This is a genomic window from Paenibacillus aceris (assembly GCF_017874035.1).
Lineage (GTDB): Bacteria > Bacillota > Bacilli > Paenibacillales > NBRC-103111 > Paenibacillus_E > Paenibacillus_E aceris.
Window position 1 is genome coordinate 119,781 of the sequence record NZ_JAGGKV010000012.1, and the last position, 26,953, is coordinate 146,733.

Consider the following 26,953-nt stretch of genomic DNA (forward strand, 5'->3'; position numbering starts at 1 on the left):
ATTACCGCCTTTTTCCCTTGAATCCGTAATCCTTAGATGCCGATTAATTGAGCAAACCAAGGTGAAACCGTATGAATGAAGAAACGCGAAGCCATGGGAATTTTCCAATGCATGTACTTGCTGAAGAAGAGGCCTAGGGTGAGAAAGATAAAAACCCCGTAAGTGATCTTGATCGAGCCTTTCTCTTGCTTCAGCATCCTGCGATCGATGAGCAGTGAGCCCGCCATTGTAACTAGAAAACATAAGATGAAGATGCCATCCATGTTTTACATCTCCTCGTTGATAACATTTTTGTTGATCAGACCGGTTTCCGGTATGGAGGTGTTGACATGAATACGGAATTCAGCGTTTTTGAAATAACTTTCCCAATTCGCTTCTATGCGCTTGTACCACTCATTCGGTTGGCTTCTCCAAATGATTAAACCAAGCTGGGCAGAATCTGTTCCTGCCTTTTGCATCTGCTTAATAGTCGCTTGGATGGACTTGTTGATTTGCTGCGATAACTTTTTCTCAACATTCTGCATCACGTCGGCTTTACTCAGATCGACCATTGATAAATCCTCACGAACGGCGCCGCTCGCGTCGACGATTACGTCGAAGATAACTTTATCTTTCTGAAGCTGCGGTTTGATTTTGGTTTGCCCTTTGGTCACAAGGATGGAAATCTCATGGCTATCATCTACGGGAAAAGTAAGCAGATGTTCTTTGACTTGATTTCTGAGCCACATGAGCCCCTCTGCTTCTTTATTCGTGTAAATGCCAACCAGACGGTCGCCTTTAAACTGTCCATAGCCGATCATTTGGATTTCATGGGATGGCTCCTTGGCGGCCTGAGATTCTTTAGGTTCCAGAAATGTCAAAATTGGATCACTATTGAAGCTCAAGGTCATGCCAATATCCTTAGTGGAAGTAGCCATAGACTGCCGAGACTTTGTTAGCTCGCGAATGACTTCAGCCGGGAACCGTTCAAACTTGGGCTCGGTGTTCAGGAGGTCATAGCCCTTGCCTTTGGTTATGACCAGGAAGGATGTCATCCTGCTCTCGGGGGAACGGGGGACCGTGTCGAACAATACGCCGATGCCCTGCTTGGCGAGCTTCTCCCCGAGTACGACGGTTCTCCGGTGAGAGAGAAACAAGCGGCGCGATAGGCGCATCTGCAGCTTGTTTGTAGCTTCGCGCATCGTCTTCCCGACATCCGAGTCGATGTAGTAACTCTTGCCACCGGCCGTACCGCCGCCCCCACCGCTTGCTCCTCCCATGGAGCCAGGTAGAGGCAGCAAATAGGACACACGGTATTTGCCGTCATCCTCCAGATCGACGGAGGACGTTAAGACGAATGCGATATCGTTGGTTTCCGTTCGGTCCCAGCAGCCAGTCAGGCAAATTGGCAAGAGGGCAATCAGCAGTGTGAGCACGCCTAGCCGCTTAGGATGAACCATTCTCATTTCCCTCCTCGCTGGAACGATGCTTATGATCAATGGAGCTTCCGTCTAGGCCTCCGTCCTGCATAATTTGCTGGGAAAGCTTATCATCCATGCGCTGCGCGTCTTGAACCGGCATGAATTCCGGACGTTTCTCCAGCTGCCACCAGGGCGCGCGAACGAAGACATCCTTGATATCCCCGGAAGATAAAGGACCGAGCGGTGACAGGTAGGGAACCCCGAAGGAGCGCAGATTCGCCATATGCCCAATCAGAATCATGAGCGAGAAGAAGATGCCATAGAAGCCGAACAGCGACCCCGCCATGAGAATGGGGAAACGCAGCATGCGAATGGCGATGGCGCCGTTAAAGCGCGGGATGGTAAAGGAGGCGATCCCGGTTATCGAAACAACGATAACCATAGGCGCCGAAACGATACCGGCCTGCACAGCTGCCTGCCCCACGACCAGTGCGCCTAGGATGGAAACCGCGGAGCCAACCGCTTTGGGTAAGCGGATGCCGGCTTCCCGTAGAGCCTCGAACGTAATCTCCATGATGAACGCTTCAACCACAGCTGGAAACGGGATGGCTTCCCTTGATGCAGCAACGCTCAGCATCAGCGTGGTCGGTAGTAGTTCTTGATGGTACGTCGTGATAGCGACGTATAATGCGGGCGTCGTCAGCGATAAAAAAACGAAAACGTAACGAAGCATCCGCAAGAGAGAACCGATTTGGAAGCGCTCGTAGTAGTCTTCGCTCGTTTGCATCGTTTGGATAAAAACGAAGGGGACGATGAGCGCAAATGGCGTACCATCCGTGAGGATAGCCACCCGTCCCTGCAGCAGCGCCCCGGCCACGACATCAGGCCGCTCGGTATACTGCATTTGCGGAAAGGGAGAGTATGCATTGTCCTGAATTAATTCTTCAATCATGCCGGACTCCAAGATGGCGTCGATCTTGATGAGCTCGAGCCGTTTGACCACCTCCTCGACCAGGGAGGGCATGGCGAGGTCATCCATATAGCAGACGACGATATTGGTGTTGCTCTCTTTGCCGATGCACAAGGATTTCATTTTAAGTCTCGGCGTCTTGAGCTTGCGGCGGATCATCGAGGTGTTCGTGCGGATGCTCTCCACGAATCCTTCCTTCGGTCCGCGTACGACCGTTTCCGTCTCAGGCTCTGCCACGGAGCGCTTCTCTGTCCCGCGTATGCCCAGCAGGATGGCTTTGGCATTGCCCTCGACGAGCAGAGCGGCATCCCCGCCAAGCACGGATACGAGCAGGTCTCCGTAATTATCGGAGATCTGTGTTTGGGAGACAGGTAGAATCGTGCCCACAATTCGCTCGATGGCGGTTTCGCCTCCGCCAAGCAGCATGAGCGATTTCATCGTGTCATTAAGCAGTTGGGTGTTCGTAAGTCCATCAACGAAAAGCACCAGAGCGGGAATGTTCGGCTCTATTTCGAATTCACGGACAACCACATCGGAGCATTCTCGGAAAATCGCCTTGATGAAAGAATGATTATCATCCAATAGAAGAGAAAGTTCCGTTTTCTTCAGCTCTTCGATGAATTGATAGTCCAGTGAATCTTGAAGTCCCATTTGTTCACCACTGGTATCGTCCTGCTTGTTTGATGTACGTTTACGCAGGATACTTTTCAACAATGGATTGGATGTCTTGACCATGCAAATGGCACCTCCTGCCCGGCAGCGGAATGAAGATCGTAGGAATGCGTTTATTATTCTCTGCGAAATGAAGGATTTTATTACGAAAGTTGGAAAATTTTATTGGGACTGCCTTCGGAGACAGGTGAGTATAACCGTGAAATCTTTAACAAAAGCTAACGTGACAAGGAGGGGGAGGCTGTTAAGCACCTTGGGCGGAAGAGGGGATGTGGCTCATGATTTGGGTTGTATGTGTACTGCTTTTATTCATTTTTCAGACGGCCACGATACTCATCGGCGAGTACAAGCGACCAGCCAAGACGGTGGCTTGGTTGGTCGTTTTGTTTATTTTTCCAATTATCGGCTTCATCATGTATTATTTCCTGGCGAAAGAATACTCTCAGCGTAAGATTGTAAAACGCAGAGGACGCCGTAAAAGCGAAGAAAACAGACATCAATGGATGGACTTGGAAAGCCATACTCAAGAGGGAAAAGAACAGAGATATCAGCTTTATGAGGATTCGCGGCTGTGCGGGATGCTGCACAACATTCCCGGCTCGGCCATTTCGCCGAATAATCGGGTGGAGGTGCTGAGGAACGCAGATGTCACCTATGAGGCGATGCTGAAGGCGATAGAGAAGGCAACGGAGCATATCCATTTTGAATTTTATACGATTCGGCATGATGAAACGGGAATGAGATTTCAAGAAGCGCTCATTCGCAAAGCGATGGAAGGGGTTAAGGTACGAGTCATTTATGACGGGATCGGCTCTTATTCGCTTTCGAAAGCATACATAAACAGATGTAAACAAGCTGGGATTGAGATCTATCCCTTTCTTAGACCGCTGATCGCGTTTTTCGATAAACGAATGAACTATCGCAATCATCGTAAAATCATCGTCATTGACGGGCTGGTTGGCTTTGTTGGCGGCATCAACATCGGGAATGAATATCTGGGAGGCGATCCTAAGCTTGGCTTCTGGCGGGATACGCATCTTCAGCTGCATGGCGATTCGGTGTATTATTTGCAGCAGACTTTTATGACCGACTGGTTGTTTGTTAGCAGCGAGCGATTGGCCGACAATTCGCTGTTTCCTGAGCATGACGAGCCGAGGTCATCTTTGGTGCAGGTCATTTCCAGCGGCCCGGATGCGTACTGGGATGCGATTCAGGAGATGTTCTTTGCAGGTATTGTTGCGGCCAAGAAGCGTATCTACATGACGACGCCTTATTTTATTCCGGATGCCAGCATTACCATGGCGCTCAAAACCGCTGTGATCAGCGGCGTCGATGTTCGCATCATTCTTCCGTACAAAGCAGACTCCCGCATCGTACAGTATGCATCCCGCTCCTACTTGCTGGAGCTTATGCAGGCCGGGGTACAGTTCTATTTGTATCACGAGGGATTCATGCATGCCAAGGTGATGATCATCGATCATATTATGGCTACCGTAGGGACGGCCAATGTGGATATGCGCAGCTTTTTCAGCAACTTTGAATTGAACGCAGTTATGTTTAATCGGGATGTGATCGATCGCCTGGAGGCGGATTTTCTCATGGACCTAAAGGGATGCAAGGAGCTGAAATTATCCGAATTTGAGCAAAGATCGCGGGTGGAGAAGATAAAGGAAGTGGTGGCGCGGCTGTTATCTCCTTTATTTTGATGATAGTTCTGTGTAGTGCGACTAATGGAGACGGGTTAAAATAGCATCCAAATTTTGAAGGGGAACCCCTTCAATCAGGTCGCCATACTTCCGTAACCGGTCAAGAACTGTATGTAAATTGAATTCACGAGGACTAGGGCGCAGCTCAACCTCTTTCCATAACAGGGGAGTGGAGACGGAGGCGTCTTTTTTGGCGCGTGGGGTGTAGGGAGCGGATAGCGTTTTTCCATACCAGTGCTGGAGGTAGTCGATATAGATTTTATCTCCGCGATTTTTCTTGAATCGTTCGATCGTAAACAGATTTGGGTAGATTTTGACGACATAGGACGCGATGAAATAACCGATTTTCCGCAGCTGCTCAAACGTATAGCCTGGTTGGATCGGGATGTAAATTTGGACGCCTGTGGCGCCTGAAGTTTTGGCGATGGACTGAATATGCAGGGAGTCCAGCACTTCGCCGATAATGTGAGCAGCTTCCATGATGCGCGGCTCTTCCTCCAACGTGGGGTCGATATCGATCACCCATTCCGCCGGCAGCGTGTCGCCAATGCGGTGAAAGGAAGGATGAAATTCCAAACAAGCCAGATTGCCCAGCCAAAGCAGAGTAGGCAAGGAATCCAGATTGATGTAATTAATGCCATCGAGCGGAGCCAGCTTCACAAAGGCGGGTACCGGATCGGGGGCATTTTTTTGGTAAAAAGACTTTTGATCATAGCCGTTAGGGAAGCGGATGGTCGTTAAGTGCCGGTTGCGGCAGTAACGCAGCAAATAAGGAGACAGCTCGGATAATTTGGAAAGATAATCGGCTTTCGTTATGCCGGCTTCGGGCCACAAAAGCTTATTCGGATTGGTGATCGTCAATTCATGTCCTTCCACAAGCAATGTTCCTTTGGATGTAACCGCCATGGGACTGTTCCTCCTGCACGTTATTTAATTAAATTATTCCCTGGCGGACAGGTTCTCAAACTTTTACGGCGATTGAAAGTCCTAAGTGGTTGACAAAACCCGAGGAATAAATCATAATAATAAAAGTAAATAACAAATAGTAAGTAACATGCTAAGTGATAGTAATTACTTTTTTGTTATTGAACTGTTTTTATAATATGTATACTAAACCCACATGTAATGGAGGAGAATTTATATGAGTAACAACGCGGTAGAAAAAAGCAATGCATTCCTGATGGCTGTAAAAGAAAGACGTACGTACTATGGACTAAGCAAAGGTACAGTCATTTCCAATGAACGCATTCAAGAGATTGTGAACGAGGCTGTGAAACATACACCTTCCGCTTTTAACTCACAAAGCGCTAGAGTAGTTGTCTTGTTCGGTGATCAATCCGATAAATTATGGAGCATCACCAAAGAAACGTTGAGAAAAATCGTACCAGCAGGCAGCTTTGCGCCAACAGAAGAAAGAATTAACGGTTTCAGCAATGGTTCCGGCACTGTTCTTTTCTTCGAAGATCAATCCGTTGTGGAAGGTCTTCAAGCTCAGTTCGCTGCTTATGCAGAAAACTTCCCTATTTGGTCCAACCAATCTTCTGGCATGCTGCAGCTCGTCATTTGGACGGCGCTTGAGCAAGAAGGTCTTGGAGCATCCTTACAGCACTACAACCCGCTGATTAACGATGAAGTTGCCCAAACATGGAATATTCCAAGCGAGTGGAAGCTAATTGCACAAATGCCTTTCGGCAAACCAACCTTTGTTCCTGGCGACAAAGAGTTTCAATCCCTTGAAGATCGTGTGAGATTTATCTAATCGTTGCTAGCAGGCCCCTTCATTGTCAGAAGACAGTGGAGGGTTTTTTTATTTTTTTAAAAATAAGCAAACCGCCCGGGTCTCCTCGTCGTTACCTTAAGTACAAACCATTAAGGAGGACTCATCACGCATGATCAATGTTAAAAAAGTAATCGTATCTTCCCTTGTATTCATGGGAATTGCGGCAGGCATAACGGCTGTATCCGCCGTGGCGGCTGAACCGCTGAATGTGAAATCCGAAGCGGATATCGCCGGGGATCTGGGCATCCTGCAAGGGGACGGCAGTGGACTGACTGCAGAGTATTTGAATAAATCGACCACTAGACTGCAAGCAGCGGTTATGTCTCTGCGGTTAAAAGGTCTGGAGTCCGAGGCGCTGGCTTACAATGGGACTGCGAATTTCAAGGACGCAAGCGGAGTTTCAAAAGATAACCAAGCGATTCTTGGTTATTTGAAAGCGCATCCTGCTCTTGGATGGCAAGGAACAGGGGACGATACCTTCGAACCCATGGCAGGTATTACTGCGCAGCAGTACTACAAAGTTTTGTTGGAATCGCTAGGGTACGGGCAAGGCTCCGACTTCCAGTACGATGATGTCCTTGCATTTGCAGCGAAAAATGGCTTGTCCAAGATTGCGGGCATAAAGTCATTCAAGAACCTACATATCGCCACAGCAACGCTTGAGGCGCTCAAGGCGCCAATCAAAGGGACGGCCAAGACGTTAGCTGCCGACTTGAGCGAAAAGGGCAAAATCAGTGCAAGTAAGCTTAACGTACTCGATAGCCCGGCTCTTGACTTGAAGCAGAGCGATGCGCTAGGCAGTTATTTAACGGATGCCAAAGGCATGACTTTGTACTATTTTACAAAAGACGCAGCTGACGTTAATTCTTGTGTAGATTCGTGTCTGGCAAATTGGCCAATCTTCAATGCCAACAATTTTACAGTTCCCGCTGAATTTAGCGCTGCAGACTTCAACGTGTTCACACGGGCTGACGGCAAGGATCAACTCACTTATAAAGGGTGGCCGCTGTATTACTTTGCGAAGGATCAGAAGCCGGGAGACACTGTCGGCGATAACGTGGGCAAAGTTTGGTTCGTTATTAAGCCTTCTAATGGCGGCATCGCAATCGGAACCAAGCCCGATCTCGGCAATTATTTGACGGATGCGAGCGGCATGGCCCTGTATTACTATGATAAAGACACGAAAGGCGTAAGCAATTGTTCCGGCAAATGCTTGGAGAAATGGCCTGTCTTCTACTCGGCAGCGATTTCAGCCCCAACTGGAGTAAACTCAGCCGATTTCGGCACATTGGTTCGCGCGGATGGCAGTCTGCAAACGACTTACAAAGGCTTCCCGCTTTACTACTGGGTGGATGATAAGAAAATGGGCGACACCACAGGGCAGGACGTCGGTCACGTCTGGTACGTAGTAGATCCTGCGAAATTCAGCGGGACAAAAGCAGTGAATGCCTCTGTAAAAACAAGCAAATCCGATGCGCTCGGCACTTATTTGGTGGATCAAAACGGCATGGCTTTGTACTTGTTTACCAAAGATAAAGCTGATCCTAATTCCTGTGTGGGCCCATGTTTAGTAAACTGGCCTATCTTTTATGACGAGAATTTGACAGTTTCAGCGGACCTTACGGCAAGCGATTTCGGCGTTCTTACCCGAAACGATGGAAAGAAACAGAGCACCTACAAAGGCTGGCCGCTTTACTACTGGGTGAAAGATCATCTTCCAGGCGAAACGACAGGGCAAAATGTTGGTAAAGTCTGGTTCGTTCTCGATCCGTCGCATACCGAAGCAAGACAATAAAAGCCGTACAGTTCCATAAATTAACGCGCTCCGGCATGCTGGTAGGTTCAGCCTGTACCGGGGCTTTCTTTTTCTATAAATCTATTGCCAAGACATCACGCGGGAGATAAGGTAGTAGTATTAACTTTATTTCGACTCGGAGTGTGCCGAATATGCGAAATCGAACAGATGCGGAGCTCATGAAGTTGGTCTTGGGTAAACACCATCCTGCTTTGGAAGAGCTTTACGATCGTTATGCGAAGCTTGTGTATTCATTTGCGCTGAAATCTTTGAAGGAAGAACAGGCGGCCAGAGAAATTGTTCAGCTTGTTTTTACGCGTCTTTGGACGACGGAGAAAGGCTACGACGCCAGCAAAGGCGGGTTTGTCAATTGGATCATTACGGTTACGCGGAATATAACGATCGATTATTTGCGGAAGAAGCGCAGACTTGAACAAGTGGTGCGCATTGAGCCCAGAGAATGGGAGCATTCGTTCGTTTCCGATGCCCCAGACCCCGAATCCGTCGTATCTCGCAAATGGATCGGGGAGCAAATTCACGAGGCCTATGTGCATTTATCAGAGAGCCAAATTCAATTAATTGATATGATGTATTGGCAGGGTTATTCTTTAAGTGAAATTGCGAACCAAACGAACGAACCTTTAGGCACGATCAAGAGCCGATTGCACCAATGTTTAAAAATACTTCGAAAGCATCTGACATCACTGAGGGAGGGATGACGTCATGAAAGAACATGAAACTGTCGACTGCCAGTACTTGGTCAATTATTTGACCGGCGATTGCACGGAATTAGAGCGCGCGGCTTTCGAACGGCATCTGCGAACTTGTGTCACCTGCCGTGAAGAATTAAGTGATCTGCAGGAGGTTTGGCAGGCGCTTCCTTTTGAAATGGAAGAAGTGGAAGTGCCGCCGGATTTGAAACAGCAAGTGATGCAATCCATTCTGCCGCCTAAGCTTAAGGCGATTAAGCATAAGAAGAAACGCTCATTCAAGTGGGTATATGGGTTGACTGCTGCCATCATCTTAGGGCTTGCCGTGGGCATTTGGTGGAATGAACAACCAAGAAATTCGACGCTTTCAGCGAATCCTGGGCTAAGAGATCCTGCTGAAATCGTGCGTACGTTCCAATTAAAGTCCGTTGAAAGCTCGATGCCGACAGCATCAGGAACCGCATGGGTGCTTCAGAACGGCGACGTCCATAATGTCGTCATCAATTTGCAAGGCCTTCAGGAAACAACAGGGGACTCAGCTTACCAGGTCTGGTTCAATCGGAGCGGGAAGCGGTATAACTGCGGAACGCTGAGAGTTGATGAGAAGGGCACGGGCGTGCTGACTTACAGCATTCCGGTGAAAGGGAAGGATTTCCAAATTGATTCCTTCGGCGTCACCCTCGAACCCGATCCTAACGGGCTGCAGCCGCGCGGGAAGAAGATACTGGGTACCTCCTAGTAGATAATGAAAGCGGGCGAACACGCTGTCCTGTGAGTTAGTTCACGGGGCAGAGGTGTTCTTTTTTTTATATTTTGACCCTGTAGTTCCCCTCCCGCCCTCGAATTTCTGCTTTTTTCCTGAATAAGGGAATGAAGTTCCCGTATTTGGGGAGAAGCATCTAGGCACTCGTCAGAGCTCAGTTGTTCACGCACGTACTAGGCAAGCGGAGCATCCCCTTTGTTGTCCGAGCACCCCCAATCCATTCCCTTGACAAGACAGGGCAGATTTCAGATGATGGGCGTAACATGAAGGAGAAGCCGTGGTGGCAATTTTTGCGGAGAGGAGAATGTGAATGTTGATAGCGATTTTGATCTTTATTGCTGCGGGGCTTGCTGAAATTGGCGGGGGGTATTTAGTCTGGCTGTGGCTGCGTGAATCGAAGCCTCTGTGGTACGGGCTGATAGGGAGTGCGATCCTCATCTTGTATGGGATCATTCCGACCTTACAGAGCTTCCCCTCGTTTGGAAGGGTATACGCAGCCTATGGAGGTGTATTTATCATACTTGCCGTGCTTTGGGGTTGGGTAATCGATAAAAAAACGCCAGACCTCTACGACTGGACCGGAGCTATTGTCTGCGTCATAGGTGTTTCCATTATGTTATGGGCTCCGAGAAGTTAGGCAATAACCTTCAACCATAGATAGAGACCGAGTAATGTGATGAACAAGGTAGGAATCGTAAGGACAATACCAATTCTAAAATAAGTCCCCCACGTGACGGTCACCCCTTTTTTGGATAAAACATGGAGCCAGAGCAGTGTCGCGAGTGACCCGATCGGGGTCATTTTAGGCCCCAAATCTGAGCCGATTACATTGGCATAAATGAGAGCTTCTCTCAAGATGCCATCGGTCCCAGTGCCTTGTATGGCAAGCGCACCGATCATCACCGTCGGCAGATTATTCATAATCGAGGAGAGAACAGCAGCAAGGAACCCCATCCCCATGGAGGCGGCCAATAGCCCCTGCCCCGAAATGACATCAATCAGCTTCCCTAATGCGTCGGTTAAGCCGGCGTTTTTCAAACCGTATACGACAACGTACATGCCGATTGAAAAGATCACGATAGCCCAAGGGGCGTCTTTGATAATCTGTTTCGTTTGAACGACCTTGCTGGTACGAGCGAGCAGGATAAAGATAAACGCAGCGAGGCCCACAATGAGCGAAACCGGGATTTCAATAAAACCGCTAGCTAGGTAAGCGGCTAAGAGAATGCCTAGAATAACCCAGGATATTCGGAAAAGCTCAATGTCCTTGATGGCTTCCGAAGGTTTTTTGAGATGAGCTCTATCGTATACAGCTGGGACGTCTTTTTTAAAATAAAGATACAGCACTAGCAAGCTTGCCCCTAATGAGAAAAGACTTGTGACTACCATTCGACTGGCATAGGTGGCGAAATCAATGCTGAAAAAGTCAGCCGAAACAATGTTCACTAAGTTGCTGACAACAAATGGAATAGAGGTTGTATCAGCGATAAAACCGCTTGCCATGATGAAGGGGAGAATCATTTTATCCGGAAATTTTAAGGCTCGTACCATAGCCAAAACAATAGGCGTCAAGATGAGCGCAGCGCCGTCATTGGCAAAGAAGGCTGAAACGGCGGCTCCCAGCAGGATGACGTAGATGAACATGAGCTTACCGTTGCCTTTGGCCATGCGCGCCATATGTAAGGCTGCCCACTCAAAAAAGCCGATATTGTCCAGGATGAGGGAGATCAAGATAATGCCGACAAAAGCTAGTGTCGCATTCCAAACGATCCCAGTCACTGTAGCGACATCTTGTAGGGAAACAACTTGAAAAAGAAGTGCCAATATGGCGCCTGCCGAAGCGGAGTATCCAATATTAAGTCCCCGTGGCTGCCAGATGACAAAGGTAATGGTAAGTAAAAATATAAGGACAGCTAAATAGGCCATGTGTTCCTCCTGTGTCGGATTTCTACAACATTTTCATAGTTCCGACATCATTTGTCAATGCTTTAAATCACAGATGCGGGTTAAAGGGATAAGGCGTACCTACATAACGGAGTAGTATGTTAAAATGATGTATCTTAATTTCGAGGAGCAGCGCATGTCAAAAGAACGATTACCGAAAGCAGTCTACGAGCAGTTAGCGTTATTTCGATACCAGATTCGCAAGTTTATTCATTTCAGTGAGTCGGCCGCACGAGCGCACGGGCTCACACCGCAATATCATCAGCTGATGCTGGCGATCATGGGGTTTCCGGGGCGGGACTATGCAACGCCAAAAGAGCTTGCCGAACGTTTGCAAGTTACGCCGCATGCTTGTGTGGAACTGATTAACCGCTGCGAGCAGCTTCAATTGGTGTATCGGGTGCCTAATCCGGATGACGGCCGGAGCATCTTTGTTCGATTGTCTGAATCCGGCATGCGCATATTGGAGGACCTTTCCGAGATTCATATGAATGAACTCAAAAATATTGGGCTCTTGGAATTTCCTGATGACAATGATGTTACATAACATAACATTAATGAACTTATTTTATTGTTTATTAAAATTTAAAAATTTTAATGTTACTTAAATTAACATAAACACTTGATTTTTATCGCAGTACGATATATATTTTGTTATAAATAGTTATAACTCGTTTGTATTCATGTCACTTTTCTTACGTGGTTAGACAAATCAACTCGTGCAGGCTGCACGTTAGCGCTGGTGAACCAACATGACAACTAATAAAGTGAAAAGCGTCTGCCCCTATTGCGGAGTTGGCTGCGGAATTGTGCTTGAGGTATCTGGAAACCGCGTGCTCAAGGTGACGGGAGATAAAGAACATCCAACCAATTTTGGCCGGCTGTGCACCAAGGGCAACACCTGTGCTGAAGCTATCGCAGAGTCTGGACGCATGGAATACGCTTATAAGCGTCTGTCGCGTAGGAAAGAGCCCGTCAAAATCGGGGTGGCTGATGCCATTAGCGAAACGGCAAGACGGCTGCGCTCTATTCTCCACAAGCATGGCCCGAACGCCCTGTCTTTCTACGTGTCGGGTCAAATGTCGCTGGAAGCTCAATATCTGATTAACAAGCTGGCCAAGGGTTACGTTCGAACGAACAACATCGAGTCCAATTCCCGATTATGCATGGCTAGCGCAGGCAGCGGCTACAAGCTGTCGCTTGGGGCCGACGGTCCGCCGGGATCATATCAGGATATGGATCGCTCGGATTTATTTTTCGTCATTGGCGCCAATATGGCCGATTGCCATCCCATTCTTTTTCTTCGCATGATGGATCGGGTAAAAGCGGGAGCTAAACTGATCGTGGTAGATCCCCGCCGCAATACGACGGCAGAGAAGGCAGATCTTTTTATGCAGATTAGGCCGGGTACGGATCTTGCGCTCCTGAACGGGATCTTGCATTTGCTTGTCATAAACGGTCACACCGATCCGGCTTTTATCACGGAGTTCACATCTGGTTGGGACACCATGCCAGCCTTTCTCGAGGACTATACGCCTGACAAAGTGTCAGCAATTACGGGCATTCCCGAGGCCGATATCCGTAAAGCGGCATTATGGATCGGCGAGTCGCCGGAATGGATGACATGCTGGACGATGGGGCTGAATCAGAGCACCCACGGTACGTGGCACACCAATGCCATCTGTAATCTGCATCTGGCAACGGGTAAAATATGCCGGCCCGGAAGCGGTCCCTTTTCCCTCACGGGTCAACCCAATGCGATGGGAGGCCGGGAAATGGGGTACATGGGACCTGGATTGCCAGGACAACGATCGGTGCTGGTTCAAGCCGACCGGGATTTCATTGAGGACATGTGGGACATTCCGCGCGGCACGTTGAAGACGGAGGCGGGTTCGGGCACCGTGTCGATGTTCGAGAGCATGATGGCCGGGGATATCAAAGCCTGCTGGATTATTTGCACGAATCCGGTAGCTACGGTACCTAACCGGAAGAATGTGATTGCAGGCTTGGAGGCCGCCGAGCTGGTCATCGTGCAGGATGCTTTCTTCGAGACGGAGACGAATCGATATGCCGACATCCTGTTGCCCGGCGCCCTATGGGCGGAGGGTGAAGGTGTAATGATCAACTCCGAGCGGAATTTGACGCTGATGGAGAAGGCGGTGGAGCCGCCAGGTGAAGCCATGCCGGATTGGGAAATCATCGCCCGGGTTGCTTGCGAGATGGGATATTCCACTGGATTCACTTACACGTCATCCGCCGAGGTATATCAGGAAATCCAACGGGCTTGGAATCCCAAAACCGGATATGACATCCGGGGGGCTTCCTATGAACGGCTGCGTGAAACCCCTATGCAGTGGCCTGCTGCTCCGGGAAGCAAGAATGATCGCAATCCGATCCGGTATTTGAACGATGGGATTAGCCAACAGCGGAAGGAACTTCCGGACGGCAGTCATCCGCACATCGTTTTCGCTACGGAGAACGGCAAAGGAATCTTTCTTGCACGTCCGTATTTGCCGCCGGCTGAAATGCCGGACCCTGACTTCCCTTTTGTACTGAATACAGGACGATTGCAGCATCAATGGCACACCATGACGAAGACGGGAAAAATTTCAAAGCTTAACAAACTGAACCCCGGTCCATTTATTGAAATTCATCCTGAAGATGCAGAGGCGCTTGGCATTAAGGATCAAGATCATATAGAAATTAGCTCGCGCCGCGGGCTGGCGATACTCCCAGCAGTTGTTACCGATCGCGTAAGGCCGGGGAATTGCTTCGCTCCCTTTCATTGGAATGATGTGTTCGGAGAGAAACTTGCCATCAATGAGGTAACGAGCGATGCTGTTGACGGGATATCGTTTCAACCGGAATTAAAGTTTTGCGCTGTTGCTCTAGTTAAACAGAAGGAGGAAGTGAAGATGGCAACAATGGCACCTATCGATACGCTTGCTGCGATGTTAGGCATTCAATCATCTCCGGTAATGACGTTGGATAACCACGAGAAGATGTATCTCTCTGGATTTTTGACCAGTTTGAGAGCGGATGAGTCGCGCCCGGTGCCTGGTATTCCTGTCCTGCCTCCTACGGCGCCTTTGGAGCAATCCAAGCGTTATTGGCTTGACGGCATGCTGGCGGGGATGTTCTCCCGCACCTTTCTTCCTGAAACAGCTGCACTGCAAGTAGAGGCGGCACCGGCGGAAATTCCGCAAGCAGCAGAAGCAAAGGTATCCTCCCAACCTGAGACGGATAAAGTGCCTGTCACGATTTTGTGGGCCTCACAAACGGGAAATGCAGAAGGCGCCGCTATTCAATGCGCTCAGAAATTGCAAGCGGCCGGATACAATGTTCGCCTCCTGAGTATGAATGCTTACCGGGCGGCAGACTTGATCTCTGAACGTTTTGTCTTTTTCCTGGTCAGCACATTCGGTGCCGGCGATCCGCCGGATAACGGCGAAAGCTTCTGGCAGTCGCTGAAAGATGGCGGCATGGCACAGTTGCCTGATTTGCGGTACTCCATACTGGCCTTCGGGGATTCCAACTATGATCTGTTTTGCGGCTTCGGACGCGCGCTGGATGCACGCTTGGAACAGCTTGGCGCTAAACGCCTGAGCGGGCGTGTGGATTGTGACACGGATTATGAGGAGCAGGCTGCAGCATGGATGAATGCTGTCGTGTCGAAGTTAAGTGAGCCGATGCCTGCAGAGATGAGTAAAACCTATGACCGTAATCATCCATTAACTGCCCGGCTTGCTAAGAGTAGGCTTCTGAACGGAGAGGGCTCTGAGAAAGAAACTCGTCATTACGTGTTTGATCTCACCGGCAGCGGGATGCGCTATGAGGCAGGGGACGTACTTGGTGTGTGGCCCACGAATGATCCGCAGATCGTTTCCGATATTTTGGAAGCTGTCAAGCTGGATCCATCCACAAAGGCAGATGTCAAAGATAAAGGACAAATGACAATAGCCGAGGCGCTGCAACGTCACTTCGAAATTTCCCGGGTTACACCAGGGATGCTGGAATTTGTTCAAGAGCGTGCCAAGAGCGAGGCGCTCGGAAATCTTTTGAAGAATAAGCAGGAGATGAAAAAGTGGCTCTGGGGACGTCAACTGGTTGACGTGCTGCAAGCTTTTCCGATGAGCGTGGCTGTCACAGCAGAGGAACTGCTGCAAGTGCTTAAACCGTTGCAGCCGCGGCTGTATTCCATTTCATCCAGTCCCAAAGCGAACCCTGACGAGGTTCATATTACGGTGTCAACCGTTCGTTATGAAACGGAGGACAAACCGAGAACTGGCGTCTGTTCCGGTTTCTTGGCAGATCGCATTCATGGCGAAATGGAGGTGGGGCTGTTTATCCAAAAGACGGCGCACTTCAGACCACCGGCCGATCCGGATGCGGGGATGATCATGATCGGACCGGGTACAGGAGTCGGGCCGTTTCGGGGCTTTCTACAAGAGCGTCGAGCGCTGGGGGCGAAAGGAAAGAACTGGCTCATTTTCGGTGAACAGCGTGCGGCGTGCGATTTCTACTTCAAGGAGGAGCTGGAGACCATGCTGCATGAGGGGGATTTGCATCGGCTGGACACTGCTTTTTCCCGCGATCAGGCGGAGAAAATCTATGTCCAACACCGCATGCTGGAGCATGGGGCAGAGTTGTGGGCATGGCTGAAGGAAGGCGCTCATTTCTATATTTGCGGAGACGCCAGCACCATGGCCAAAGAGGTCGACACCACGCTTAAGCAAATCATTCAGCAATATAGCGGCATGAGCTCAAGTGAAACGGAAAGCTATGTGAAAGAGATGTCGCGAACCAAAAGGTATGCGAAAGACGTCTATTAAGTTTCAAATAAGATGCGCCCTGTCTGGGATAGATCATATCCTTGGATGGGGCGTAGTTCGTTATGGAAGGCTTCGGAGCGCAGTACATCCACAACGCCTTTCAACCATTCCTGATTCTCCGGCTTCTTGAGCATGACGAGATCGACACGCTCCTGAATGAGCGGAATGAAGTCTACGCCCCCAACCATATAGGCGGCTTTCTCAATGCCTACACCGAAATCTCCTTCCCCGATGGCTACTTTGCCCGCTACGCCCATATGGTTGGATTCCTCCTGCTCATACCCGATCATATCCCGATAGGAAATGCCGTGCAGACGGAGTTGTTCATCCAGCAAAACGCGTGCACCTGCCCCTTTTTCGCGGTTAATCAGCCGAAGACCCTTCTGCTGAAGGTCGGACCAGCCTTGGAGTTTTTTGGGGTTCCCCTGTTGAACATAGAGACCTGCCGATCTTGAGAGGAGGTTGATCACAACATAGGAAGAGCCGATCAGTATTTTTCGAACATAAGGAATATTATATTCTCCCGTGTCGCCGTCCAAGAGATGTGTACTTACGATATCGGTTTCGCCTCTATACATGGCGATTAAGCTGTCCAGGCTTCCTGCATAAGAGCGGAGAGGTCTGCTTTGGGGGACCTTTCTCTCGATATGTTTGGCCAAAATGTCCAAGCTGATATCCTGTCCCGTGATGACAAGAGCGCGTTTGGGAGTGGGAGCTGCGCCCGGCGAAGGAATGGAAGGCGCCATTTCCAAACTGTCCGTTCTGGATGTACTCACCATGCCGCTTTTGGCGCGAGCTTTATAAGCCTCCAAGTCCGAGGCGTCTACACGCATCTGTTTGCCAACCCGATAGGCGGGCAAATCCCCTTTTTTAATGAGATCGTAGACTGTTAGTTTGGAGATTTTTAGAAGCTTCGCTATGTCTTCGGTGGTATAGGATATATCGGCTGTCATGGTCATCCTCCGTGGCCTATCTGGTTAATTTCGTTACCCTCTATCATAAGCTGATCGAATAAGTATGACAATCTCAAATCAAGAAGGCAACCTAATCTCAGTGCCTACCTTGCGGGCTGGTAGGGGAACTACAGGGCGCCTCCGAATGATGGTATGTCTTTGTCACGGATGGAAAGAATGAAGAGTACCGAACAAACAAGTGGGGGAATGTATGGAACTAAAGCCTGTGATTCCTTTCGAGCCAATACGTACAGAAGAGATGCCGACGTCCGGACAATGGATAGCGCAAATTAAATGGGACGGCGTAAGAATGCTTGCGTATTTCGATGGCCAAGAAGTCCGTCTCATCAACCGAAGATTAAACGATCGAACGATCCAATACCCTGAAATTGCAGACATTTCCTCCTATTGCACGGCCAAATCGGTCATATTAGACGGAGAGATCATTGCCCTTAAAGACGGGAAGCCGTCCTTTCATGAAATTATGCGCAGAGATGGTGTAAGAAACTCCAAAAACATTCCGCTGCTAATACAAACAGTCCCCGTCGTTTATATGATTTTTGACATCCTATTCCTTAATGGTCAGTGGCTTGTGGATAAACCGTTGTATGAGAGGCAGCAGCTATTATCCAAAGTGATTTCTACGAGTGAAACCGTTCAGCTTGTTACCAACCACCTGGATCCGGATTCCCTTTACGCCGTAATGGAGCAGCATGAGATGGAAGGCATTGTCGTCAAGGATTTACAAAGCAAATATCAACTAGATGGCAAAGATAAGCGCTGGATGAAAAAGAAAATTACACATGATCTTGTCGCTGTCGTTGGGGGGGTAACCAAGAGAGGAAATTTAGTAAATGCCGTTTTGCTGGGCCTCTATGATGATTCCGGTGAGCTTTGGTACATTGGTCATGCAGGGGCGGGGAAATTGACGCAAAACGACTGGAGAGCATTAACCGAAGCAACAAACACAATGGTTTTAGAGAAAAAACCGTTTGTGAATACCCCAGAGAGGTCCAAAGAAGCGATCTGGATCCAGCCCCTCATCACCATGAAAGTAAACTACATGGCATGGACGCGAGACAGAAATCTGCGTCAGCCGAGTATTCAATCCGTTGTTTCCCTTTCACCGCAGGAATGCCATTTCAACCAACTCTAGTTTGTTAATTGTGTGCAAAGAAAACCGGTTCTACAGATGTAGCACCGGTTTTTTCGATCATTTCCTTGTTTTCTTGGCCTGAACGATCTTGATCGAAGCTAGTTCTTTCGCCGTAAGTCGACGGGCATAGGCAGGGTTATCATCACGGGTATTCACTTTTCGGATCCGGCCTATTCCGCTAGGACGAGCAACCCGAGTTTGGAATGCTTTCATAACCCAATCCACCGGGAATGCAATCGATGTCTTCCCATCCGTAGTACCAGCAAAGTTCACAGCAGCAGCGAAGTTATCTGTCCTCCTTAACCATACAGAGCCGGAATCTCCGGGAAGTGATACTGGAGTACTCCCTAGAACAATCGTTTGATTTTTAAAAGTAAGTTCGCCTAGATTTTCGCCATAATCAACTTTCACATCCGCATTGATCGAGTCGACTCTACCGTATGATAATCCCGTTGTCCTGCCTACTTTCTTGAACCGCTCTCCTAGTTTATAAGAGGTTACATGGCCAGGAATAACGCCAACAGTTGCATAACGCGGGCTCAGGATTCTGTTCCGTACTGGAATCGACAGAGCTGCATCAATGAAATTAGATTGTTTCCGACTTAATTGTACGAAACGTGCCAAGCGTCCAACTCCATCTTTTCCTGACTTACCATTATCCGCTCCTCCGGGTTGCAATGTTTCGACAGGAGTCCCTGAGTTCAGTGGATTCGTAAGAACATGATTATTACTGAAAATATACCGCTGCTTAGCACTCGGGAAATTTGTGAGGATTAAGCCCACAGTACCTGATCCAGCACTTGTTCCGATGCTATAACCGGCGGGTACCGGTCGAATTAAACTACGGTAATTCGCATGGGAACGGATCTTCTTTGTCCGCACCAGCCTGATGGGGACTTTCGCCATCTTGCCCTTTCCATGTACGGAAAGAAGTGATGCCATACCAAGGGAAGCGATGGACAACGCATCCGTATAAATGGTGACCGCAGCTCCTTTATCCGGGCGCTTCGGGTTCTGATATCCTACGCCGACGGCATGGACTTTTGGGTGCTTTAGCATGGAACGTGCCATACGCTCCTTCATAGCATAAGCGGCAGTAAATGTAGCCAATATCCCATCACCTTTCTCCTTTTGAATACATTAGTGTATTAGCGAAGTTGGGAAAGCGAAATAGGCAATTGGGTGCCACTAGCCTAAAAAGACAAAAGCGCTCATCCTTTAATCCAAGGATCAGCGCTTATTGTGATCTATTTATGTGACGGGTTCCTTCACTTTTTTGGCGCGCGGCTTCTTCGGCTTCTTTTCCTCCGTAACGGAAGCATCCGGCTCCAGTGTCACTTTGCCGTCATCAGGCGACTTCGTAGCGTCGAGGCTCGCTTGCAGCGCAGCCATAAGGTCGATGACGCTTGTTTTTTGTAGAGCTGGCGCGGCTTGCACTTCTTCTCCGGAAATTTTGTGCTCGATCGCTTCTAACAATCGTCCGCGATACTCGTCTTTATATTTTTCAGGTTCAAATGGAGAAGATAACTGGCTAATCAGCATTTTCGCCATATCGAGCTCGCGCTCGTTCACGGTGACTTTCTCTGGGAGGTTCGGGACTTGCGAGATGGGTCTGATTTCATCAGGGTAGAAAATGGTTTCGAGCGCCAGACAGTTCTCGATGACGCGAATAGCGGCCAGCGAGCTCTTGGAACGGATCGAGACTTTGGCGATGCCTATTTTGCCAGTTTGGCGCATTGAATCGAGCAGCAAATTATACGCGCCTGCCCCTGTATCCCCGGGCCCCAAATAGTACGTTTTTTGAAAATAAACCGGATCGATATCCGTCAAGTTGACGAAGTCCAAAATCTTGATCTCTTTATTTGCTTCTCCTGAGATGGTTTCTAACTCTTCCTTCTCAAAGAGGACGAAGCGTCCAGGCTCGTATTCATAGCCTTTCGTTATCTCATCCCACTCTACTTCCTTCTCGCAAGTCTGGCATTTGCGCACATATGCTAGCGGGGTAATGCAAGTTTTATGTATGTATCGCATGGAGATATCTTTATCTTCCGTGGCCGAAAACATTTTCACAGGCACATGAACAAGTCCGAAAGAGATTGCGCCTTTCCAAACCGTATGCATCGCTTGATTCCTCCCCAAATGAGCTTCATTTTACTAGTATTCTCTTGATCTTCTTCCTTTATACGGCAGTGATTTAAGAGAATGCTTTGCTTTCGAAGTGGGTACGTTAAGGGTGCAAGTTCATGCTGTTATGGCTTGTCAAAGGCAAAGCTAATGCTAAGGAGGGATTCACGGATGGCACAGGATTCAAATGCATCCCAAGATACGAGCGATCAGGGACAAGAAGATCATTTTATGGATATTGACCGGATGATTAATGAAGGCTTGGGAGGCGGCAACGTTACCATGCATAACGGATTAATCGAGTCCACAACAACGGATACGATGGATCATCCGGAATCTGTATTGGATGAGCCATGAACCTTCATCGCGCTCAGGAAATTTTAGCTGCTGATGAAAAGATTACGGTTGAACTTAATGGCGTTCCGGTCTGGATCGACAGTGTGGATTCCAGTAAATCGCTCGTCAAGGTTCATGCCGAAGAAAACCCGGCCGATTCAAGGTTGGTGACCGTTCAAGAACTGGAAGAGGTCCACTGACGGAAATTGGCAAGCCTGCTCCGATGTGATTCGGGGCGGGCTTTTTTTCATTTCAGGTTGCTGTTGTGTACTGGCGAAGACTATAATAAGAGCAGCACGCGCAATCGGAAGAAAGGGATGAGATCACTGACGGAGTCCACATTTACGTACAACTCCCAGCATGAGGATGATACTGATCAGTTGGGGAAATGGCTGGCCGCCTTTTTACGGCCCGGGGCTGTTCTAACTTTGGATGGCGATTTGGGCGCTGGCAAAACGAGATTTTCGCAAGGTTTTGCAAAGGCGATGGGCATCAAGGAAACCGTCAATTCCCCCACATTTACAATTATTAAAGAATATGAGGGAGCTAAGCTTCCTTTCTACCATATGGATATGTACCGCATTTCTCAAGAGGAAGCGGACGAGCTGGGGCTAGAGGATTACTTCTATGGGGCGGGCGTCACCTTGATCGAATGGTCAAGCCTAATCGAAGATCTTCTGCCGCAGGAGCGACTTTCGATCACAATTGCCCTTCAAGGGGATCAAACCAGAGTGTTTCACCTGACTCCGCACGGAGAACCGTATGTGAGTTGGTGTGTACAGATGAAGGAGAACGGACATTTACAATGACAGAACGGATAAACCAAACAGGACGACTCTTAGCCATCGATACCTCGTCTTCAGCCATGACAGTTGCCATTCTAGAGAACGGCATGATGCTCGGCGAGGTGAGCTCGCACGCTGAACGGAATCACTCCATTGGGCTGCTTCCCCACATTCAGGAGCTGCTGGCTTCATTAAAGCTTAAACCCAAAGACCTGCAGTCTGTCGCTGCGGGCCAAGGCCCCGGCTCCTATACAGGGGTTCGTATTGCTGTGTCCGTAGCCAAAACATTTGCCTGGTCACTGGGCTTGGATCTTATCGGAGTTTCCAGCTTGGAAGCGATGGCGCTTGGCGGAGCGATGAAGCAGCAGAGTGAACGCGATAAAGGACTCACATGGGTGGTTCCGCTTTTGGATGGAAGACGCAAACAAGCCTTCACGGCCGTATACGCCTATTCAGGTCCTTCCCCAATGACAGCGGAAGGTGAACTTGCTGCAGATTGGCATGAAGTGCTGCCGGATGGCATTCGTGTCATTGGGCAATGGTTGGAGCAATTGCTTGCGCAGGCAGCGAGAGCTAATCCTGAACAAGCGCCCAAAGAGATTCTCTTCGTGGGCGAAACAGAAGGTTTCAGCGCCGAACTTGCACAATTTGCCCAGGATTGGCAGGGGGGGTTCGGGGTGCTTTCCTATGGTATTGAAGCTGAGTATATCGGCCATCTCGCCATTCCGCGTTTGGCCAAGGGCGAGAGGGCAGACGTTCATGCGTTTGTGCCAAATTACACGAGACTGCCGGAAGCTGAAGCTAATTTGCTGGCCGGGGTACAAGTGAAGAAGGGGGAAATTTGATCATGGAACAGCACCAACCGCAAACAACGGAAGATACGTTGGTTTTTCGCTCCATGCGCATGGAAGACATCCCTTATATTTGCGAAATCGAGCAGGAAGCCTTTACGACTCCATGGACCAAAGGCGCTTTTGAAAATGAATTAACGAACAATCAGTTCGCTCATTATATGATTATGGATATCGACGGCGAGGTTGCCGGGTATGGTGGCATGTGGCTCATTATGGAGGAGGCGCATGTAACCAATATTGCCGTTCGCAACACCTACAGAGGGCGCAAGCTAGGAGAGCGTCTTATACGTGAGTTGATGAGAACGGCCGCTTTTTTGGGGGCGATTCGAATGACGCTCGAAGTGCGGACCTCGAATTATGTGGCGCAAAATTTGTATGAAAAAGTCGGCTTCCGCTCCGTCGGTGTGCGCAGAGGCTACTATACCGATAATCGTGAAGACGCTGTTATTATGTGGGCGGATTTGCCTAAGCGAAGAAAGGATAGTCTCGGGGATTGAGGCTTTCGGCAGGTGAACAATGTGACTAGATTTGATGAACAACAACGAGATGTGACGAACGCGAATGCAGCCAATCCGGCTAAACCGGTCTATATTTTGGCGATTGAAACAAGCTGTGACGAAACCTCAGTAGCGATTGTCGAAAATGGGAAAATCATACGCTCTAACGTGATTTCGAGCCAGATCGAAACGCATCAGCGCTTTGGCGGCGTTGTGCCAGAAGTGGCTTCCCGGAAGCATGTGGAGTCGATTACATGGATGCTGGAGGAAGCCGTTGAAGAAGCGGGCGTATCGCTGCATGAGCTGTCCGCGATTGCGGTAACGGAGGGGCCTGGATTGATCGGGGCCTTGTTAGTTGGCGTCGTTGCGGGCAAAGCGCTCGCTTGCGCGCTGGATCTGCCCCTTATCGGTGTCCACCATATTGCGGGACATATTTATGCGAATCAGCTCGTGCATGAGCTGGAATATCCGCTCATTTCTCTCGTCGTGTCCGGCGGGCACACGGAGTTGGTTCTGCTCGAGGAGCCCGGCAAGTTCCGGATCATCGGGCGAACACGCGACGATGCGGCGGGCGAAGCGTACGACAAAATCGCCCGGGCGATGGGTCTGCCCTACCCGGGCGGCCCGCATGTGGACCAGCTTGCACAGGAAGCCGAGTCCGAGATAAAGCTGCCTCGCTCATGGCTCGAGGCAGACTCTTACGACTTCAGCTTCAGCGGCTTGAAATCCGCTGTGCTGAATGTCGTCAACCAAAGCAAAATGCGCGGCGAGGCCGTCCAAACCGCGCAGATTGCCAAAGGCTTCCAAGCATCCGTCATCGACGTGCTTGTCGAGAAAGCGGCCCGCGCCGTGCGCGAATACGGCGCGAAACAGCTTCTGCTCGCGGGGGGCGTCGCCGCGAACAAAGGGCTGCGCAGCGCGCTTGCTGAGCGCTGCGCGGAGCTGGATGTGCCGCTGCTGGTGCCGCCGCACGCCCTATGCACGGACAACGCTGCGATGATAGGCGCAGCTGCTTTTCTCAAGTGGGACAAGCAGGAGTTCGACTCGATGGAGCTCAAAGCTGAGCCGCAGCTCAAGCTTGAAGAATGGTAGACTGAAAAAAATAAATGTTCAGACAACTGTATTGACTTTGCCAAATGTGCATATTATAATCACAATCAATACTTTAAAACGCAACGAACGGGAATAGTACGGACCCTCAGTTTCGCTCAGAGAGCTGTGCGCTTGGTGAAAGCACAGACGAAACGTGACCAGAACTCGCCCGGGAGCGGTAAGGCTGATAAGGATGCCAAGGATCCAGCACCCAAGTAGGTCTTGACGGTTGACCCCCGTGATCAGGTACATGAGTGGTTTCGAGCGTAACAGCTCGGATCAATTAGAGTGGTACCGCGGAAGGTTCAGACCTGTCGTCTCTTTTATAGAGATGGCAGGTCTTTTTGGTTTTCGAATATAGAATAAACGCAATGAACAAGAGTAGTAAGGGCTCACTTCAACGGTACAGAAAGCTGCGGGTTGATGCGACGCAGACTGTGAAAGCCCCGAACTCGCTTGGAAGCGGTCATCCTGATCAGCAGTTTCAACTGCTTTTAGGGATGAACGGATGACCTCCGTGATCGGGTGACATAGCAGCCGCTATGTCTGAGGTGGGCTCTGCTGTGCAGGGCCAACAAGAGTGGTACCGCGCTGGGTGTAGACCCGTCGTCTCTTATGTGGAGATGACGGGTCTTTTTGTCGTCTGATTAGGCGGCTGACGCCTAATCTGCTGCTGCTGCGGAGAGAAGTGGGAGGGGAACTACAGGGCGCTATTTCACAGGAAATAGCCCTTGGAGCAGAAGAGCGGGAACTATGGTATGCTATTTCGCCAATCGAGGTGGAAAGTAGGTCCATGGGATAGAATAAGGTCCTATAGTTCCCCCGCAAAAGACAAACTGCCACTTTTCGTCTGAATAGCGGAATGGAGTTCCGTTAAAAACCGCTGGTTTTTTACAGATTGGTCAGTAAATATCGCCATCAACGGTCAACAAAGTTTGACCCCAATTCGAGGAGGAATTTAACCATGGAAAATAACACAAACCGACGTATTCGCATTTTTGATACAACACTGAGAGACGGAGAGCAGGCGCCGGGAGCATCCCTGTATCCGGAAGAAAAAATTAGAATCGCCAGACAGCTGGCCAAAATGGGCGTAGATACGATCGAACCGGGCTTCCCCATTTCGAGCCCAGGCGACTTCCATGCGGTGCAGCAAATTTCGCGCGAGCTGCAGAGTGTTGAGATTTGCGGATTTGCCCGCGCTATGAAAGCCGATATTGACTCGGCGGTAAAAGCCACACAGGACGCGGCTTCACGTCGCATCCATATGTTCTTGTCCTCGTCGGACATCCATCTGGATTTTCAGCTTCGCAAATCCCGTCAACAGGTCGTCGAGATGGCTCGTTCGATGGTCGCGTATGCGAAGCAATTCGTGAACAACATTGAATTCTCGCCGATGGATGCTACACGGACCGGAGATGAATTCTTGTTTGAAGTGCTGGAGGCGGTTATCGCTGAAGGCGCAACGATATTGAATATCCCGGACACGGTCGGTTATGCGCTGCCGGAAGAATATGGCGCGATGTTCCGCAGGGTTCGCCAAAGTGTAAGAGGCGGCGATACGGTCGAGTACAGCGCGCATTGCCACAATGATCTGGGTCTTGCTGTGGCGAACAGCCTTGCGGCTATTGCGGCAGGTGTTACACACGTAGAAGTAACAGTGAATGGAGTAGGGGAGCGCGCAGGCAACTGTTCGCTTGAAGAGCTGGTGATGGCGATTGAGACGCGCAAGCAAACGATGGGCGTGGAAACGGGAATTGTGTCCAGCGAAATATTCAACACATCCAAGATGGTCAGCCGCATCATGGGCTTCCCGATTGCTTACAACAAACCGATTGTTGGAAGAAACGCGTTCCAGCACGAAGCGGGCATTCATCAAGACGGTTTGCTCAAAAACCGCAATACTTACGAAATCATGGACCCGGAAAAGCTGGGAATTCCGCGCTCCATGATCATTCTGGGCAAGCATTCCGGACGGCATGCGCTGAAGCATCGCGTAGGACAATTCGGCATCGAGCTTACGGGAGAAGAGCTGGATACGCTGTACACCAAGTTCAAGGAAAAAGCCGATGAGCAAAAAATGGTGACGGACGATCAGCTTCTGGAGCTTGTAGGCACGACAGTTGAAGGGCAAATGGAGGCATTCACGCTTACGCATGTGCAGGTTGTTTCCAGCAGCGACCGTAATCGGGTTGCCTCTGTAGCGGTACGGAACAACCAGACAGGTGTCGAAAATGTCTTCTCAGGCACTGGCGAAGGACCTATCGAGGCGATCGTACAAAGTCTGCGGCAGGCAGTTCCGATGGATGTGGATTTCTCAGACCTGGAGCTGCATTCCCTATCCACAGGTGAAAAAGCAACCGGCGAAGCCGAGGTCACCATCACGGTAGAGGGTCAAACCTATAAAAATACCGGTATCGACCAAGATGTGCTCATCGCGGTGGCGAAAGCTTTTATCTCGGCATGCAATCAAGCAATTCGGATGCAAGGCCATCCTGCAGCTTCAACCGAAGTAACAGCCTCTTAATGGAGTGGAATCACATGAATTGTAAGAAAACTTAGTTATATACACGACTTGTGAACA

Annotated in this window: 24 protein-coding genes and 2 other annotated features; of the genes, 16 read left to right on the forward strand and 8 right to left on the reverse strand. The window is 49.5% G+C overall.

All coding sequences use genetic code 11. From position 1 onward, the window contains the following. Nucleotides 1–32: 32 nt before the first annotated feature. Genes J2Z65_RS21260 through J2Z65_RS21270 form a run of 3 tightly spaced genes read right to left on the reverse strand, consistent with a single transcriptional unit; the run spans nt 33 to nt 3,021 of the window. Entirely contained in the window at nt 33–263 is a 231-nt protein-coding gene (locus J2Z65_RS21260; RefSeq protein ID WP_167051822.1) for a hypothetical protein, read from the reverse strand. Nucleotides 264–266: 3 nt separating this feature from the next. Further along, nucleotides 267–1,439 carry a Ger(x)C family spore germination protein gene (locus tag J2Z65_RS21265; protein WP_167051824.1) on the reverse strand — a complete coding sequence of 391 codons (1,173 nt, stop codon included), beginning with the start codon at nt 1,437–1,439 and terminating at the stop codon, nt 267–269. Then, the gene (locus tag J2Z65_RS21270) at nt 1,426–3,021 is read right to left on the reverse strand and encodes a spore germination protein (RefSeq protein ID WP_167052123.1); all 1,596 of its coding nucleotides are present in this window, start codon (nt 3,019–3,021) and stop codon (nt 1,426–1,428) included. The genes J2Z65_RS21265 and J2Z65_RS21270 overlap by 14 nt, the downstream gene beginning before the upstream one ends. Nucleotides 3,022–3,320: 299 nt before the next feature. On the opposite strand from J2Z65_RS21270, the gene cls reads away from it, so the two are divergent. Next, nucleotides 3,321–4,748, forward strand: coding sequence for a cardiolipin synthase (cls, locus tag J2Z65_RS21275; RefSeq protein WP_167051826.1), 1,428 nt, complete (start codon nt 3,321–3,323; stop codon nt 4,746–4,748). 21 nt (nt 4,749–4,769) lie between these two features. Here the strand turns inward: cls and ligD are convergent, their stop codons facing one another. Next, a complete protein-coding gene (ligD, locus tag J2Z65_RS21280; RefSeq protein WP_167051828.1) occupies nt 4,770–5,654 on the reverse strand; it encodes a non-homologous end-joining DNA ligase in 885 nt (294 codons plus the stop codon). Between the two features lie 235 nt (nt 5,655–5,889). Here ligD and J2Z65_RS21285 point away from each other — a divergent pair, with 235 nt between their 5' ends. From J2Z65_RS21285 to J2Z65_RS21305, 5 genes are all read left to right on the forward strand, one after another. Continuing rightward, nucleotides 5,890–6,507: a nitroreductase family protein gene (locus tag J2Z65_RS21285; protein WP_167051830.1), complete on the forward strand. Its 618-nt coding sequence runs from the start codon at nt 5,890–5,892 to the stop codon at nt 6,505–6,507. Nucleotides 6,508–6,637: 130 nt separating this feature from the next. Beyond that, on the forward strand, nt 6,638–8,323 hold the full coding sequence (locus tag J2Z65_RS21290; protein WP_167051831.1) for a hypothetical protein: 1,686 nt from the start codon (nt 6,638–6,640) through the stop codon (nt 8,321–8,323). A 152-nt stretch (nt 8,324–8,475) separates the two neighbouring features. After that, a complete protein-coding gene (locus tag J2Z65_RS21295) occupies nt 8,476–9,042 on the forward strand; it encodes a sigma-70 family RNA polymerase sigma factor (protein ID WP_167051833.1) in 567 nt (188 codons plus the stop codon). Nucleotides 9,043–9,046: 4 nt separating this feature from the next. Further along, on the forward strand, nt 9,047–9,772 hold the full coding sequence (locus tag J2Z65_RS21300; protein WP_167052125.1) for an anti-sigma factor: 726 nt from the start codon (nt 9,047–9,049) through the stop codon (nt 9,770–9,772). Between the two features lie 334 nt (nt 9,773–10,106). Continuing rightward, nucleotides 10,107–10,433, forward strand: a complete 327-nt coding sequence (locus J2Z65_RS21305) for a YnfA family protein (protein WP_167051834.1) — start codon at nt 10,107–10,109, stop codon at nt 10,431–10,433. On the opposite strand, the gene J2Z65_RS21310 is transcribed toward J2Z65_RS21305, so the two are convergent. Continuing rightward, the gene (locus J2Z65_RS21310) at nt 10,430–11,722 is read right to left on the reverse strand and encodes an arsenic transporter (RefSeq protein WP_167051835.1); all 1,293 of its coding nucleotides are present in this window, start codon (nt 11,720–11,722) and stop codon (nt 10,430–10,432) included. The genes J2Z65_RS21305 and J2Z65_RS21310 overlap by 4 nt on opposite strands. A gap of 154 nt (nt 11,723–11,876) precedes the next feature. On the opposite strand from J2Z65_RS21310, the gene J2Z65_RS21315 reads away from it, so the two are divergent. Together J2Z65_RS21315 and J2Z65_RS21320 are read left to right on the forward strand one after the other, a co-directional pair. Beyond that, on the forward strand, nt 11,877–12,287 hold the full coding sequence (locus J2Z65_RS21315) for a MarR family winged helix-turn-helix transcriptional regulator (protein WP_167051836.1): 411 nt from the start codon (nt 11,877–11,879) through the stop codon (nt 12,285–12,287). A gap of 205 nt (nt 12,288–12,492) precedes the next feature. Further along, a complete protein-coding gene (locus tag J2Z65_RS21320; RefSeq protein ID WP_167051837.1) occupies nt 12,493–16,572 on the forward strand; it encodes a sulfite reductase subunit alpha in 4,080 nt (1,359 codons plus the stop codon). Here the strand turns inward: J2Z65_RS21320 and J2Z65_RS21325 are convergent. Then, entirely contained in the window at nt 16,569–17,525 is a 957-nt protein-coding gene (locus J2Z65_RS21325) for a helix-turn-helix transcriptional regulator (protein WP_167051838.1), read from the reverse strand. The genes J2Z65_RS21320 and J2Z65_RS21325 overlap by 4 nt on opposite strands. Nucleotides 17,526–17,736: 211 nt before the next feature. Between J2Z65_RS21325 and J2Z65_RS21330 the strand changes: the two genes are divergently transcribed. Then, nucleotides 17,737–18,681 (forward strand): ATP-dependent DNA ligase, encoded by a 945-nt coding sequence (locus J2Z65_RS21330; protein ID WP_167051839.1) that lies wholly within the window; start codon nt 17,737–17,739, stop codon nt 18,679–18,681. A gap of 57 nt (nt 18,682–18,738) precedes the next feature. On the opposite strand, the gene J2Z65_RS21335 is transcribed toward J2Z65_RS21330, so the two are convergent. Beyond that, nucleotides 18,739–19,794, reverse strand: coding sequence for a chymotrypsin family serine protease (locus J2Z65_RS21335; RefSeq protein WP_167052127.1), 1,056 nt, complete (start codon nt 19,792–19,794; stop codon nt 18,739–18,741). Nucleotides 19,795–19,932: 138 nt separating this feature from the next. Next, complete coding sequence (gene ku, locus J2Z65_RS21340; protein WP_167051840.1) at nt 19,933–20,802, reverse strand: non-homologous end joining protein Ku; 870 nt, start codon at nt 20,800–20,802, stop codon at nt 19,933–19,935. Nucleotides 20,803–20,976: 174 nt separating this feature from the next. On the opposite strand from ku, the gene J2Z65_RS21345 reads away from it, so the two are divergent. The 7 genes from J2Z65_RS21345 to J2Z65_RS21375 all read left to right on the forward strand — a co-directional run bounded on the left by J2Z65_RS21345 (nt 20,977) and on the right by J2Z65_RS21375 (nt 26,896). Then, nucleotides 20,977–21,162, forward strand: a complete 186-nt coding sequence (locus tag J2Z65_RS21345; protein WP_167051841.1) for a hypothetical protein — start codon at nt 20,977–20,979, stop codon at nt 21,160–21,162. Next, nucleotides 21,159–21,341, forward strand: coding sequence for an H-type small acid-soluble spore protein (locus J2Z65_RS21350; RefSeq protein ID WP_167051843.1), 183 nt, complete (start codon nt 21,159–21,161; stop codon nt 21,339–21,341). The genes J2Z65_RS21345 and J2Z65_RS21350 overlap by 4 nt, the downstream gene beginning before the upstream one ends. Nucleotides 21,342–21,458: 117 nt before the next feature. Then, on the forward strand, nt 21,459–21,950 hold the full coding sequence (tsaE, locus tag J2Z65_RS21355) for a tRNA (adenosine(37)-N6)-threonylcarbamoyltransferase complex ATPase subunit type 1 TsaE (protein ID WP_167051852.1): 492 nt from the start codon (nt 21,459–21,461) through the stop codon (nt 21,948–21,950). After that, the gene (gene tsaB / locus J2Z65_RS21360; protein ID WP_167051854.1) at nt 21,947–22,771 is read left to right on the forward strand and encodes a tRNA (adenosine(37)-N6)-threonylcarbamoyltransferase complex dimerization subunit type 1 TsaB; all 825 of its coding nucleotides are present in this window, start codon (nt 21,947–21,949) and stop codon (nt 22,769–22,771) included. The genes tsaE and tsaB overlap by 4 nt, the downstream gene beginning before the upstream one ends. A 2-nt stretch (nt 22,772–22,773) precedes the next feature. Beyond that, complete coding sequence (gene rimI, locus J2Z65_RS21365) at nt 22,774–23,277, forward strand: ribosomal protein S18-alanine N-acetyltransferase (protein ID WP_167051856.1); 504 nt, start codon at nt 22,774–22,776, stop codon at nt 23,275–23,277. 21 nt (nt 23,278–23,298) lie between these two features. Continuing rightward, complete coding sequence (gene tsaD / locus J2Z65_RS21370) at nt 23,299–24,369, forward strand: tRNA (adenosine(37)-N6)-threonylcarbamoyltransferase complex transferase subunit TsaD (RefSeq protein ID WP_420850748.1); 1,071 nt, start codon at nt 23,299–23,301, stop codon at nt 24,367–24,369. Between the two features lie 74 nt (nt 24,370–24,443). Beyond that, nucleotides 24,444–24,694: a binding site (T-box leader), on the forward strand. A 37-nt stretch (nt 24,695–24,731) separates the two neighbouring features. Then, nucleotides 24,732–24,986 (forward strand) — a binding site (T-box leader). 347 nt (nt 24,987–25,333) lie between these two features. After that, a complete protein-coding gene (locus J2Z65_RS21375; protein WP_167051858.1) occupies nt 25,334–26,896 on the forward strand; it encodes a 2-isopropylmalate synthase in 1,563 nt (520 codons plus the stop codon). Nucleotides 26,897–26,953: the final 57 nt, after the last annotated feature.